Here is a 13,405-nt window from a genome sequence, read left to right as displayed (position 1 = left end):
GCGGCTGCCCGCTGGTAACGCAGTAAAAAGAGGCTGGTTGAATGAACGCAGCAACTGGCAATATGACGGCCCTGCATGAAGCAGGGCCGAACGATGGCGGCTCATCCGGCAAGACCGTTCTTTCGGCACGCGGACTGGGCAAGTCTTTTGGCGGCTTTCATGCAGTCAAGAATGTCGACCTCGATGTGGAACATGCTCGTGTTCACGCGTTGATCGGCCCCAACGGCGCAGGCAAAACCACGGTTTTCAATCTCCTGACCAAGTTCTTGCAGCCATCGAGTGGCGAGATCACGCTTCTGGGCGAAACCATCACCAAGACTGATCCGGCCAAGGTGGCCCGCATGGGTTTGGTGCGCTCGTTCCAGATTTCGGCCACCTTTCCGCACCTGACCGTGCTGGAAAATGTAAAGGTCGCATTGCAGCGTCCCAATGGGCTTGCCACACAGTTCTGGCGCTCGCTGTCAGCACTCGACCGGCTCGACGCACAGGCCATCGAGCTTCTGGAGCGGGTCGGCCTTGCCGATGCCCGTCATGCACTGGCCGCCGATCTGTCCTATGGCCGCAAGCGCGCGCTCGAAATCGCCACCACGCTGGCGCTTGATCCGAAGGTTCTGCTGCTCGATGAGCCGATGGCGGGCATGGGCCATGAAGATGTCCATACCATTGCCGCCCTCATTGCCGATGTGGCGAAGGATCGCGCGGTCTTGATGGTCGAACACAATCTCAAGGTGGTGGCCGACATTGCCCACCACGTCACGGTGCTGCAGCGCGGCGAAATTCTCGCCTCCGGCGATTATGCCACCGTCTCCAGGGACGAGCGCGTGCGCACCGCCTATATGGGAACCGAACATGAATAGAGGCCAACCGCTATTATCCGTGCGCGGGCTCAATGCCTGGTATGGCGAAAGCCATGCCCTGCACGGCGTCGACCTCGATATCTGGCCCGGCGAAACCATCACGCTTCTTGGCCGCAACGGCGTCGGCAAGACGACGACGCTGCGTGCCATCATGGGCATCATCCGCAAGCGCACTGGCACCATCACGCTCGACGGCAAGGACATCATGCGCGTGCCGCTGCATCGCATCGCCCATGCAGGTCTCGGTTTTGTGCCCGAAGAGCGCGGCATCTTTGCCACCTTGAGCGTGCATGAAAACCTGCTTTTGCCGCCTGTCGTCGCCAAAGGCAGTCAGGGCACGATGTCGCTCGACGAAATCTACGAACTCTTTCCCAATCTGCATGAGCGCCGCAACAGCCCCGGCACCAAGCTTTCGGGTGGCGAACAGCAGATGCTGGCAATTGCGCGCATCCTGCGCACCGGGGTCAAGGTGCTGCTGCTCGACGAGCCGACCGAAGGTCTTGCGCCCGTTATCGTGCAGCGCATCGGCGATGTGCTGGTGGAGTTGAAAAAACGTGGCATGACGGTGTTGCTGGTCGAGCAGAATTTCCGCTTCGCCGCCAAGGTCGCCGACCGCTTTTATCTCATGGATCATGGCGTGGTGACGGAAAACTTCCCCACCGCCGAACTGCCCGCCCGCATGGCGGCGCTCAACGAAGCGCTGGGGGTATGACACGATGACAATGATTTTTGGAATACCTTTGCAGGCACTTCTCGGGCAGCTGCTGGTCGGCCTCATCAACGGCTCCTTCTATGCCATGCTGAGTCTCGGCCTTGCCATCATCTTCGGGCTTCTGCGCATCATCAATTTCGCCCATGGCGCGCAATATATGCTGGGTGCCTTTGTCGGCTATCTGCTGTTGAGCTGGCTTGGCATCGGCTACTGGCCAGCGCTGATCCTCGCCCCGCTTATCGTCGGCCTCGGTGGCGCGATCATCGAGCGCGTGGCCCTGTCGCGGCTCTACAATCTCGATCCGCTCTATGGCCTGCTCTTCACCTTCGGCCTTGCCCTCGTGATCGAAGGCACGTTCCGCTATTATTATGGTGCTGCCGGTCAGCCCTATGCCGTGCCGCCTTCGCTTGCGGGCGGGCACAATCTCGGCTTCATGTTCCTGCCGAACTATCGCGCCTGGGTGGTCGTCGCCTCGCTTTTCGTCTGCCTCGGCACCTGGCTCCTGATCGAAAAGACCAAGCTTGGCGCCTATCTGCGCGCCGCGACGGAAAACCCCACTTTGGTCAAGGCCTTCGGCATCAATGTGCCGCTGCTCCTCACCTTCACCTATGCGTTGGGTGCGGCGCTTGCCGGTGTTGCGGGCATCATGGCCGCGCCGATCTATCAGGTCAGCCCGCTGATGGGGTCCAACATCATCATCGTGGTCTTTGCCGTGGTGGTCGTCGGCGGCATGGGCTCGATCCTGGGCGCCATCATCACCGGTTATGTGCTGGGGCTGGCGGAAGGCCTCACCAAGGTCTTCTATCCGGAAGCCTCCAGCATCGTCATCTTCGTCATCATGGCTATCGTCCTTCTGGTTCGACCCGCCGGACTGTTCGGGAAGGAGGCCTGATATGGCTGATACTGCTCTCAAGACCGCTCTCAGGGCCACCGCAGCCCCGCGCGACAGCAAGGCGCCTGCCGTCAACAGCCTCTCGGTCATCGTCCTCGGCATCGCCCTTGTGGGACTGCTGGCTGCACCCTTCATGGTCTACCCCATCTTCCTGATGAAGATGTTGTGCTTTGCGCTGTTCGCCTCCGCCTTCAATCTTCTCTTGGGCTATACCGGCATTCTGTCCTTCGGCCATGCGGCCTTCTTCGGCGGCGCTGCCTATATCACAGCCCATACGGTGAAAGTCTGGGGCGTCACGCCGGAACTCGGTCTCGTACTCGGCGTTCTCGCCGCAGCCGCCCTTGGCCTCGTCATCGGTTATCTCGCCATTCGCCGTCAGGGCATCTATTCGACGATGATTACGCTGGCATTGGCGCAAATGTTCTTCTTCTTCTGCCTGCAAGCCACCTTCACCCATGGCGAAGACGGATTGCAGGGTGTGCCGCGTGGATATCTCTTCGGCATCATCGACCTCAACCAGCCGATGAACATGTATTATTTCGTGCTGGCCGTGTTCGTCCTTGGCGTCTTCGTCATCTGGCGCATCATCAACTCGCCCTTCGGCATGATCCTGAAGTCGGTACGCGAAAACGAGAACCGCGCGGTTTCGCTCGGCTATTCCGTCAACCGCTACAAGCTTGCAGCCTTCGTCATGTCGGCAGCACTCGCGGGTCTTGCAGGCGGCCTGAAGGCGCTTGTCTTCCAGTTTGCAACGCTGACCGATGTCGGCTGGCAGATGTCGGGCGAAGTGATCCTCATGACGCTTCTGGGCGGTATCGGAACACTCATAGGCCCCATCGTCGGCGCTGCTTTCGTCGTTGCGCTGCAGAACTATCTCGCAACATCCGACTTCCCGGTAACGATCGTGACGGGCGTCATCTTCATGGCATGCGTCCTCCTCTTCCGTAAGGGAATCGTAGGCGAGTTCTATGGATGGCTAGAGCGGAGGAAATGAGCATGAGCGAAGCATTACCGATTTATCGCACAAGCGTTTCATCGAACTGGATAGACTACAATGGCCATATGGGGGACTATGCCTATGGAATTGTCTTTTCTGACGCGGCGACCACTTATATGGATCGAATTGGAATCGACGCTGTTTATCGTGCAACAAATAATGCTACGCTCTACACGCTCGATAGTCGTATCGCGTATCTGAAAGAATGCCATGCCGGTGAAACATTGCAGGTAGAATTGGCATTGATCGATGCTGATCACAAACGTTTGCATGTATTCATGAGATTGTTCAATGCCGATGGGGAGATATTGGCGCTTTGCGAGCAACTCTTGATGCACGTGAGTCGAGAAGGGAAGCATCCACGGGCAGCAGATCTGCCGAAAGACGTGCGAGATGTCGTCTTGGCGGATCTCCAGAGTTCGAAGTCTGTTGGGAAAGCAGAAAGGATCGAACGGCGTATTGGTCTTCGAAGTTAGCAGATTGTTCTGACAAATCGCCAAACTAACCGGCAGCAGAAGCTCTGGAAATTTACAATCAGGCCGCTGCTTTTGGACTGGCACTCAGTGTTTTCATCCAGACGGTTAACCGAACGGTAGCGCTCAAAACCCGTGAAACGCCATATCGAGCGCGGATACGATCTCGTCATGCAAAGCAGAAAGGTTCGTGACTGGGTTCTTCAATGCTGACACCGGAATTGCCGACATGAACTGTGTAACCAAGACATGTTCTTCTCCTTCAATCTCAAAGCTTGGATTGAGCCGCTTCGCCGGAATAGGGGCCAGTGCTTTATTAATAATAGGGATGACAATACGTGTTTTAAGCTCATCCAGTAGATCAGCCTGTACGTCGAGCACATAGCCGCCGCCCGGGTTGGAATAGACGTCATATCTCGCCATTAGAATTGACGATAACGTTCGAGAGGTAGGCCATTTGCTTCAACGTAAGCATTGGAACTTTGGATCGCCGGTCGATTATCTTCTTTCCAAAGCGCTGATTTTGCAGCAGCAAGCGCCTGCTCAATCCCACTCTCGGCTGCACGCGAGATATTTATCTTATAGCGACGCGCTTCAGAAAGAAGCTTATTATCGATTGAAAGATTGGTTGCGCGTTTGAATGTCCGGGCGGGTTCCTGCTGTTGCATAAGATATGCTCCTTTGACTGGCAATTATATGCGCATAATTATGTGCATTCAATCAGTATCTGTTTGCAATTCCCAGGCAGAAAAGGGTTGCGGACTGGACGTATAGATATGTGCTTCGTCACCATTCCGCGATGTGTCGCCCTGCGTTCCAAAAATTACTCGGGCCCAGCAATGCCGGAACAACAGTTGACGCTCCCTTCGGGAGCGGAATAAGCAAATTTCTGACTGACAATCATAATTAATTGGCTTGCGCACAACGCAATGGTACGGGTGGATATTAAATGGATCTGTCACAAATTTTTCAGATCGTCCGCGCTATGCGTCTGAGCGATGCATGGTCGAGGAGAGTGTGAAGCGGATGGCAGTCGAAGCAAGGGCGTTCATTTTCGCAGAAGTGTCATCCTGTACGCAGTCTTCTTCTACGTCCGCTATCCGGTTTCCTGTCGTGAGCTTCAGGAGATTCTGGCTGAACGCGGCATAGTCGTTGTTCATGCGACGCTGAACCGATGGGTTGTTCGTTACTCTCCTCTGATTGCCGCACAGGCGCAGATGCGCAAACGACATACGGCCAGATACTGGAGTGTTGACGAAACCCATCTCAAGGTTCGGGGCGAATGGGTGTATTTGTATCGTGCGATCGACCGCGATAGCCAAAACCTGATTTCATGCTCTCCGAACGCCGGGACATGGCCGCAGCCAGCAGGTTTTTCAGGAAAGTCATTGCAGCCAACGGCGTTCCCGAGAGGATTTTCATCGACAAGAGCGGAGCCAATCTGGCTGAGTTGCAAGCGGTCAACACAATCCTGACAATCACCGGGCCTGAAGGGATCATTGAAATCCGACAGGTCAAGTATCTCAATAATATCCTTGAACTAGCTGGACGCCGTGATTTCTGAGGACGGTTTGGACAACATTGACGATCTTTTTGCGTCTGCCCCTCTCATCCAGTGTCGACACCACCACCATAAGTAGCCTTTTCTCTCAACTTTGTGCCCCTGTCGGGCAAAATCACGACGCAGCGGGTTGGCCGGCCTCTCCGGACATAGTCAACGTTACGACCGAAGTGCTTCGATCTCTCGCCGTTGCTTGGAATGTTTTTCCGGATTTTGCTCTCTGAGTTTCTGCAGGTTCAGGACCTTCCAGCGCACTGCGGGAAGGTTTGCCGCCTGTGGCAGGCCAATCGACTCGAAGTGTGGATCCCCATCGTGGAGAGAAAGCAGAAAGCGCATCGCCTTGTCGTCGAGGCGGGCGAGGAGGTCAGCCGTGAGCCTCGCCCGCGCTGCTTTCAGCTCGTCCAGGCTCACAGCGTCGATTGTCATGCCTTCGAATTCCTTGGCGAATGCCTCGTCAATCCCGGATAGCGAGGGCCGTACCAGTTCGTGCGGAGGGCGGCCCGAGCTCGCGACATAGATGAGGAAGGTACGGAACAGCGCGTCCGTCAGTCCTTCGTTTTCATAAAGCAGCTTCACATCGTACAGATCGCGCGGATGCTGTCGGTCAACTGCCGCATGCAGTTTTCCCCCGAAGAGGTCTTCGAACGAGACCACCTGCATCTCAGCAAAGCCGAACTCGTCTTCGACTGACGGGCAAACACGGCGGATCTCCGGGGCGTGAACGGTTCCCCGTGTGACAGGGGACGTCTCGACTTTAATCTCGGCGCTGCCCTGCCGGACGAGAAGCCGGGTGTCGTTGTTGCCACCGCCGGCGATCCGCTGGACGGCGACACCGCGCAGATTGCGCTGAAGGTCTTCACGGATGTGCTCGAGGGTGGTGTCAATGCCCTTCATTGTCGTCTCACGATCCTCGACCGGAAGATAGACAAGATCGATATCGACTGAGAGCCGTGGCATATCGCGATAAAACAGGTTGATCGCCGTGCCACCTTTCAGCGCAAAGGCATCATAACGGGCGATGAATGGCAAGGTTCGCACCAGAAGCTCGACCTGGCGCATGTATCGCTCACGAGCCATGAGGGGTCTCCTTCGGCATGAGATCGGTAGGAATTGTGATCCGGTAGACGGGATGCAGCCGACCACCCGGCGTAAGCGCGCGATCACCTTTGCCGAGATCTATTCCCGACATATCGATGTGGCGGCGCCAGGCGTGACTGTGCTTGTCGGCGTAGACAAAAAAGAGCCGCTTGGCTTTCACGCTGCGGCATTGAGCGAGCAATGTCGTCATTAACCTCGGGCGCAGATTGGCGAGGCTCTCGAACGCGACATCGACATTGTGGAAGCTCTCTCCCTTCGGGACCTCGTCAAGTATTTCGAGGATCGCGCGTTCAGGCGACGACATTGGCATCGGCCAGCGCCATGGGCTTTGCGCGAGCCCTTGATCACCGTCATCGGAAAGGTCGAAATCGGTGTTCTCGACCCCGCTCGTCTCCTCCCCAAACAGCGTGTTGCTCTTGACCGTTACGTGTGCGTCCATCGGCATCTTCGACAGCCAGGACGGGACGTCTGAGCCATAGAGGTAGAGAGCAAACTCGCCACCGAAGGACAGATAATGCGTGTGGCCGCGCAACGAGAGGGCGCTCGTGCCGCCGACATGAAATCTGTGCTGCATGAGCCAGACGGCGGACAGCAGCGGTATCTTCCACCCACTGACAGCTTCCAGATGGGCATCTGATGAAAACGGGCGACGGTAAACGCCGGTCGCGACAGGTTCAAGCCAGCCCTGCTTGACGTACCCGGAAACGGATTGGCGCGAGATGGCGTGGCGGGTCATCCAGCCCGAATCCACCAGGAAACCAGGAGGTACTTTCTGAAGGAGCAGCTTTAATTTCGTCTCAGTTTGTCCACTCATGTTTAACGTAATGGCACATAAGTAAAGTGATTGCGAGCGCTACTTTATAGAATGGCCATTATGTCAATTCTGCCTTGACGCATAATCGAGATTTTAAAGTGGAAGGGCGCAGCAGCCTGCATATGGACGCAACATGGTTCTGTCGCAAATGTTCGTTTGGGGTACGGTCGGCCTTAACTATAGACGGATTCATGCTGCAAGTTCGACGAAGATCTTGAATGGCGAGCGATTGTCATTGGCGAACTGGTTCTTGCGGATCATGTCGGCGACCTCGATGCCCGCAAGGGTAGCCGACGCCGAATGAAACGCCTTGAAGCGCATAATCGGTTTTGTAAGCCGCTTGATGAAGCGATGATCCTGTTCAAGGGTATTCTTGAGATACTTGACCTGTCGGATTTCAATGATCCCTCCGGTTCCGGTGATTGTCAGGATTGTGTTGACCGCTTGCAACTCAGCCAGATTGGCTCCGCTCTTGTCGATGAAAATCCTCTCGGGAACGCCGTTGGCTGCAATGACTTTCCTGAAAAACCTGCTGGCTGCGGCCATGTCCCGGCGTTCGGAGAGCATGAAATCAGGTTTTGGCTATCGCGGTCGATCGCACGATACAAATACACCCATTCGCCCCGAACCTTGAGATGGGTTTCGTCAACACTCCAGTATCTGGCCGTATGTCGTTTGCGCATCTGCGCCTGTGCGGCAATCAGAGGAGAGTAACGAACAACCCATCGGTTCAGCGTCGCATCGAGCGGACGACCAAAGTACTGGGTCAAGACTTTTGTTGCCAGGCCGATCTGATCGACCCGGCAAACGTCCCGGTCATGCCCGGATGAAGGCAAGCAGATCTGTGTTGATCAGGTCGGGGTGGGTTGCAAACATCCCGTGAGACAGCCCCTCATACGTCTTGAGCGTACCGTTCTTCAAAAGCTTGATTGCCTTGTGCGCTGAATTGTCGATCGGAACCACCTGATCATCGGTCCCGTGCATTACCAGAACCGGCAGGGATATCGCCTTCAGATCCTCGGTGAAGTCTGTTTCCGAAAACGCGGTGATACAATCAAATTGTGCCTTGGCACCACCTGCCATGCCCTGGCGCCACCAATTGTTAATCAGCCCCTGGCTGATACTGGCGCCCTCCCGATTGAAGCCGTAGAATGGCCCTGAGGGAATGTCGATGAAGAACTGTGCCCGGTTCGCAGTCAGCGCCTTGCGGAAGCCATCGAACACCTCAATAGGCAAACCGTCGGGGTTTGTCTCGGTCTTCAGCATGATTGGCGGCACGCCGTTGATCACGACTGCCTTTGCAACCCGTCCAGGCTCGGCACGCGCAACATAGCGCACAACCTCGCCACCGCCCGTCGAGTGACCGATATGCACGGCGTTTTTCAGATCAAGCGCACGAGCAAGTTCTGTAACATCTGCAGCGTAGGTGTCCATCTCGTTGCCCGTATTCGTCTGGTCCGACCGCCCATGCCCACGTCGGTCATGGGCGACCACACGATAACCCTGCGACAGGAAGAACAGCATCTGTGCGTCCCAGTCATCCGAACTGAGCGGCCAGCCGTGATGAAAGACGATGGGCTGAGCATCCTTCGGGCCCAGGTCCTTGTAGAAGATGTGCGTTCCGTGTGAAGTAGCGATAGCAGACATAGTGGTTGCTCCAATGTTGTGGGCGTTTACCGACGCTGTGGGCGCTTGTTCAGCCGCCAAGGCAAGATTTGGTGAAAGGAACGTCGATATTGCGGCCCCCGCACCGACAGCCAGGACATGGCGTCGGCGAAGGGATAGCGCGTCTGCACGCTGATGTTTGGGGCAGATGGTCACAAATTAGCTCCTTGTCGGGTTCTTAATCTGAGCCCCGGTGCCGACGGGCGCAGCCTTCGGAAAAAGGCCCTGATCTTCGGAATTGGTGGATAGCTCGCACGATTTGACGAGGCACGATAATCGGGCCGCGCGCGCAACAACCCGAGAGCCGGATGCGCGGCTTCCGCTGAAGATGCCATGTTTTGTTCGGATATCATCTGGCGGTCCCGGACGACGCGCACGCCCCAATCGTCAGCAGCAGAACAGTTCGACTCCAGTTCATTTCAAATCTCCCGTTTAAGTTGGATTTGCCCACAATTTGCTGCAGCGCATTACTATCTGCTAGTATGATTTATGTGAATGGCCCTATCATTTGTAGTGATAAGTGGATCGCCGCAACCTTGCCGGTCTTCTGGTCCTTCAGGCTGTTGTCGAGGCAGCCAGTTCCGGCTGCTGAATGGAGTTGCCCCTTAAAAACCGGACATTTTCAGGATTGAGCATTTCGGCTCAGGAACTCTCGTGGAGATTGATATCCTAAAGCCTTGTGCGGGTGAAGATTGTTATAGTGCTCGAACCATAATGGCAGTTGAGCCATGACGGTTTCGGCATCTGGGGTCGGGTTGATCCGGACATAGTCGCGCTTGAATGTTTTGACGAAAGCCTCAGCCATTCCATTTGACTGCGGGCTACGCACTGGTGTTCTGCACTGTTCCATACCGATATCCCGGAGCAAGGACGCGGTGCTTTTCGCAATGAAGCATGAACCATTGTCGGTAAGCCACTGGATGGGCTCTGCCAGCATATTGATGCGCCCGAAGCGGTTTTCTACCGCCGTGATGACAAGATCCTGCACGTCTTCGCTCTTGATGCCTTCTGTCGTGGCCACATGAGCGATTGCTTCCCGGTCACAGCAGTCGAGCGCAAAAGCAACGCGGACCTTTTCCTTGTTGTCGCACGTGATTTCGAAGCCGTCGGAGCACCATCTGGTATTGGAGCGCTCAACGGTCACTTGCCCGTCGTGTCTGCGTTCACCGGCAGCTCCGGTATGGCGCTGAAGGAGCAGATCATGCTGCTTCATCACGCGATAAACACGTTTGGCGTTCGGCCATGAACGCCCCTGTTCACGGGCCTTGCGCCTTAGAATGGCATGAACGCGCCGATAGCCATAGGTCGACATTTCTTCAATGACCGCCTTGATCTGAGCAACCAGATCAGCGTCGGGAAGCGGAGGTCTCCCTCGGGCTCTGGAAAGGGTGCCTGTGGCGCGCGCAGCGATATTCGACCGGGCAACGCCTAACGTCTCGCATAGCGCCTTCATCGCAAAACGTCCTTCGGCAGCGAGATTGAGTGCAGCAGTCGTTATGGAATGGCCCGCCCCTTTCCCCAGCGTCTGTTAGGATGCTGTCGTGTGCGAAGAAGAAAGGAACGAGCCAATGACTATTGTGATCCTCGGAGTTGATCTGGGCAAGACATCTTGTAGCGTTGTGGGTGTTGATGCAACTGACGCGGTGGTTGCTCGCAGAACGATGCGCCGTCAGACGCTAATTGATTACGTAACGAAACTCCCGGCTTGCGTTGTGGCGATGGAAGCATGTTGTGGCGCCCATCACCTGGGCTGGTTGTTTGCGGCACAAGGCCACGAGGTCCGGCTGATGTCGCCGGAATATGTTCGCCCGTACATCAAGGCCCAGAAAAACGATGATCGGGACGCTGAGGGCATTGCCGAAGCTGCATCTCGACCGACCATGCGTTTCATCGATCTTAAGAGCCAGGAGCAACTGGATATCCAGACACTGCATCGGGTGCGTTCTCGCCATGTGGCAGAGCGAAGGAATCTGATCAATCAGCTTCGCGCAATTCTGTTGGAACGTGGGATCATCTTCCCGGTCGGACGGCGAAAACTCGAACTTGGCGTGGATAGCTTGCTTGCCGAGGCTGTAGAGGTCGTGTCACCGCGTGTGTATGAGCTGGTTGGCGATTTGCGTGTGGAATGGAAGGACCTCGACACGAAGATCGAAGCCTTGAATACTGAATTTATCCAACTGGCACGCAATGATGCCGCCATGCGCAGGCTGACATCTATCCCCGGTATAGGTGTGCTCAATGCTACGGCCCTGGTGGCTGCGGTGGGAGATGCAAGCAGCTTCAAGAAAGCGCGCGATCTGGGTGCCTGGCTCGGACTGGTTCCCAAACAGTACAGTACTGGCGGTAAACCCCGACTGCTTGGAATATCGAAACGTGGAAACACCTATTTACGCACTCTGCTCATTCATGGTGCTCGCGCAGCGTTACCGTCACTTTCAACGAGTGACACGCCTCTGGGGCAATGGCTGAAGGCCATGATCGAGCGCGGCGTACACCGTAACGCTGTGGTTGTAGCGTTAGCAAACAAGTTGGCGCGGATAGCATGGGCTGCCCTGCGCAAGGAAACTGGTTTCGACCGCAGCTACCCGGCGGCTGTGTAATAGGATCGGCTACATACAAGGAACGCGTAGCCAACGAAGTTTGCAGGAAGGATCGTGAAGATGGCCTGACAGTCGAACGGCGTTTGGAAAGCCCGGCCAAAAAAATGGCACCTGTTGCCGAAGTCTTTATTGGGGCTCTGAACGTGCGGATGTCCATCTTGGCCATGAGCTTGCTCATGAGACCGTATACGTTGACGCAGACTGATCAGAACACCGTAAAATCCTCTTGCAACGGGGCGGGCCATACGTTTTTTGGGCCGTTGGCGATTTCGAGGGCCTCCTTGAGGATTTCCCCTTCCATCGTCTTTTTGCCCAGCAGGCGCTGTAATTCCTTCACCTGAGCCTGAAGCGCCCGGTATTCCGAGGCAGGGACAACCTCCTCTTCGGCTGCCGTTGCAACCAATGCACCCTGTGAGGCAAGTTTGCGCCACGCGAACAGCTGGTTAGGCGCAATGCCATGACGACGGGCGACCAGACTGACCGTCGCGTCCGTCTCGTAGGTTTCGTGGACAATCGCAAGCTTCTCCGCTGTACTCCAGCGTCGACGCCGCTCAGGGTCGGAAAGAATTTCCATCTTAATGCTATTACCAGTCATAATGTGAACAGTAGTCCTATCACTTATTTAAGTGGCAGAAACTGTCCGGGCAATTAGGGGGCTATTCCACTGAATGCTTTGGATGACTTAAATCGAGAGGGTCACAGCATTAAAGGCGACTTCTCACTACCAGCAGAGCGCGTCATTCGTTGCCAGAACCAGATTATCGAACGGCGTGGAAGGTAGCGCCGCCTTAACGGAAATGTGCGGAGTTGGATGATACGCCCGGTGCATTACCGAAGAACACCAGCTTCACTATCGCCGCCACCGTTTTCCAGCCGAAATCATCGCGCATGCAGTCTGGCTCGGTTGTGTCGCAAATTTTTCAGTAGGTTAAATACGGCCTTATCCGTGGACGCAATTATGCTGCGAGCTCCGCGAACACTACGAATGGAGAGCGATTGTCATTTGCGAATTGGTTCTTGCGGATCATGTGTGCTACTTCGATCCCAGCAATGGTAGCTGAGGCTGACTGAAACGCTTTGAAGCCCAACATGTGTTTGGTCACCCGCTTGATGAAACGATGATCCTGTTCAAGGATGTTGTTCAGGTATTTGACCTGAAGAATCTCAATTAGCTTGTCTGTACCAGTGGTCTTAAGGATATTGTTTATAGCCTGCGCACCAGCCAAATTAGCTCCGCTTTTATCAATGACAATCTTGTGCGGAACGCCGTTGCTTGCGATAGCCAATTTAAAGAAACGCCGTGCAGTACCGAGGTTTCGGTGCTCAGAGAGCATGAAATCAAGGGTCTGACCGTCACGATCAACAGCCCGATACAGATATGTCCATTTCCCTTTGACCTTTATATAAGTCTCATCACCCCCCCATGAACCAGACGTCGGTCGTTTACGTTTCTGTGCCTGTGCAGCAATCTGCGGCGCGTATCGAACGACCCACCGGTTCAATGTTGCATGGTCAATCTCTACGCCGCGTTCAACCATTATTTCCTGAAGATCACGATACGAAACTGAATAACGAACATAGAAGAAAATGGCATACAGAATGACACTTTGGGGGAAATGCGTTCCCTTGAAATCGACCATGTTCAATGCCTTGCGTCAATCTGTAACCGACGCAACTCATCGCATATATGTTCAGACATGAAAAGTTTGCGACAAAGCCGAAAATTCCACCTAAAC

The 13,405-nt window shown here is 55.3% G+C and carries 12 protein-coding genes and 5 pseudogenes; 8 read left to right on the top strand and 9 right to left on the bottom strand.

Annotated elements, in window-relative coordinates:
- The first annotated feature begins 41 nt into the window (after positions 1 to 41).
- Genes AAE521_RS23675 through AAE521_RS23655 form a run of 5 tightly spaced genes read left to right on the top strand, consistent with a single transcriptional unit; the run spans position 42 to position 3,934 of the window.
- Complete coding sequence (locus AAE521_RS23675) at positions 42 to 857, top strand: ABC transporter ATP-binding protein (protein WP_342061775.1); 816 nt, start codon at positions 42 to 44, stop codon at positions 855 to 857.
- Positions 850 to 1,569 carry an ABC transporter ATP-binding protein gene (locus AAE521_RS23670; protein ID WP_010659467.1) on the top strand — a complete coding sequence of 240 codons (720 nt, stop codon included), beginning with the start codon at positions 850 to 852 and terminating at the stop codon, positions 1,567 to 1,569. Before AAE521_RS23675 ends, AAE521_RS23670 begins: the two co-directional genes overlap by 8 nt.
- 4 nt (positions 1,570 to 1,573) lie before the next feature.
- Positions 1,574 to 2,461 carry a branched-chain amino acid ABC transporter permease gene (locus AAE521_RS23665; protein WP_010659466.1) on the top strand — a complete coding sequence of 296 codons (888 nt, stop codon included), beginning with the start codon at positions 1,574 to 1,576 and terminating at the stop codon, positions 2,459 to 2,461.
- Between the two features lies 1 nt (position 2,462).
- The gene (locus tag AAE521_RS23660; RefSeq protein ID WP_342062688.1) at positions 2,463 to 3,455 is read left to right on the top strand and encodes a branched-chain amino acid ABC transporter permease; all 993 of its coding nucleotides are present in this window, start codon (positions 2,463 to 2,465) and stop codon (positions 3,453 to 3,455) included.
- A 2-nt stretch (positions 3,456 to 3,457) separates the two neighbouring features.
- Positions 3,458 to 3,934, top strand: coding sequence for a thioesterase family protein (locus tag AAE521_RS23655; RefSeq protein WP_071632375.1), 477 nt, complete (start codon positions 3,458 to 3,460; stop codon positions 3,932 to 3,934).
- A 123-nt stretch (positions 3,935 to 4,057) separates the two neighbouring features.
- Here the strand turns inward: AAE521_RS23655 and AAE521_RS23650 are convergent, their stop codons facing one another.
- Entirely contained in the window at positions 4,058 to 4,354 is a 297-nt protein-coding gene (locus AAE521_RS23650; RefSeq protein ID WP_342062685.1) for a CcdB family protein, read from the bottom strand.
- The gene (locus AAE521_RS23645) at positions 4,354 to 4,599 is read right to left on the bottom strand and encodes a type II toxin-antitoxin system CcdA family antitoxin (RefSeq protein WP_342062683.1); all 246 of its coding nucleotides are present in this window, start codon (positions 4,597 to 4,599) and stop codon (positions 4,354 to 4,356) included. Before AAE521_RS23645 ends, AAE521_RS23650 begins: the two co-directional genes overlap by 1 nt.
- Before the next feature lie 330 nt (positions 4,600 to 4,929).
- Here AAE521_RS23645 and AAE521_RS23640 point away from each other — a divergent pair.
- A pseudogene (locus AAE521_RS23640) lies at positions 4,930 to 5,471 on the top strand (IS6 family transposase); the annotation flags it as partial.
- A gap of 180 nt (positions 5,472 to 5,651) precedes the next feature.
- On the opposite strand, the gene AAE521_RS23635 reads toward AAE521_RS23640, so the two are convergent.
- The 5 genes and pseudogenes from AAE521_RS23635 to AAE521_RS23615 all read right to left on the bottom strand — a co-directional run.
- On the bottom strand, positions 5,652 to 6,569 hold the full coding sequence (locus AAE521_RS23635; protein WP_342062681.1) for a nucleotidyl transferase AbiEii/AbiGii toxin family protein: 918 nt from the start codon (positions 6,567 to 6,569) through the stop codon (positions 5,652 to 5,654).
- Entirely contained in the window at positions 6,559 to 7,404 is an 846-nt protein-coding gene (locus tag AAE521_RS23630; protein WP_342062680.1) for a type IV toxin-antitoxin system AbiEi family antitoxin domain-containing protein, read from the bottom strand. The genes AAE521_RS23635 and AAE521_RS23630 overlap by 11 nt, the downstream gene beginning before the upstream one ends.
- 189 nt (positions 7,405 to 7,593) lie before the next feature.
- Positions 7,594 to 8,144 (bottom strand): annotated as a pseudogene (locus tag AAE521_RS23625) (IS6 family transposase); the annotation flags it as partial.
- 76 nt (positions 8,145 to 8,220) lie between these two features.
- Positions 8,221 to 9,051, bottom strand: a complete 831-nt coding sequence (locus AAE521_RS23620) for an alpha/beta fold hydrolase (protein WP_342062679.1) — start codon at positions 9,049 to 9,051, stop codon at positions 8,221 to 8,223.
- A gap of 640 nt (positions 9,052 to 9,691) precedes the next feature.
- Positions 9,692 to 10,564: pseudogene (locus AAE521_RS23615) on the bottom strand (IS3 family transposase); the annotation flags it as partial.
- 73 nt (positions 10,565 to 10,637) lie between these two features.
- Here AAE521_RS23615 and AAE521_RS23610 point away from each other — a divergent pair.
- Positions 10,638 to 11,669 (top strand): IS110 family RNA-guided transposase, encoded by a 1,032-nt coding sequence (locus AAE521_RS23610; protein WP_342062678.1) that lies wholly within the window; start codon positions 10,638 to 10,640, stop codon positions 11,667 to 11,669.
- Between the two features lie 250 nt (positions 11,670 to 11,919).
- Here AAE521_RS23610 and AAE521_RS23605 read toward each other — a convergent pair.
- A pseudogene (locus AAE521_RS23605) lies at positions 11,920 to 12,264 on the bottom strand (transposase); the annotation flags it as partial.
- Positions 12,265 to 12,333: 69 nt separating this feature from the next.
- Between AAE521_RS23605 and AAE521_RS23600 the strand changes: the two are divergent.
- Positions 12,334 to 12,447: pseudogene (locus AAE521_RS23600) on the top strand (IS3 family transposase); the annotation flags it as partial.
- A 178-nt stretch (positions 12,448 to 12,625) separates the two neighbouring features.
- Here AAE521_RS23600 and AAE521_RS23595 read toward each other — a convergent pair.
- Positions 12,626 to 13,309, bottom strand: a complete 684-nt coding sequence (locus AAE521_RS23595; RefSeq protein WP_342062677.1) for an IS6 family transposase — start codon at positions 13,307 to 13,309, stop codon at positions 12,626 to 12,628.
- Between the last annotated feature and the right edge of the window lie 96 nt (positions 13,310 to 13,405).

Origin of the sequence: Brucella cytisi (assembly GCF_038433355.1) — a bacterium.
In the GTDB taxonomy this organism is placed as follows: domain Bacteria; phylum Pseudomonadota; class Alphaproteobacteria; order Rhizobiales; family Rhizobiaceae; genus Brucella; species Brucella cytisi.
Note: the sequence above shows the minus strand (reverse complement) of the source record. Positions and strands in the feature narration are given on the sequence as shown.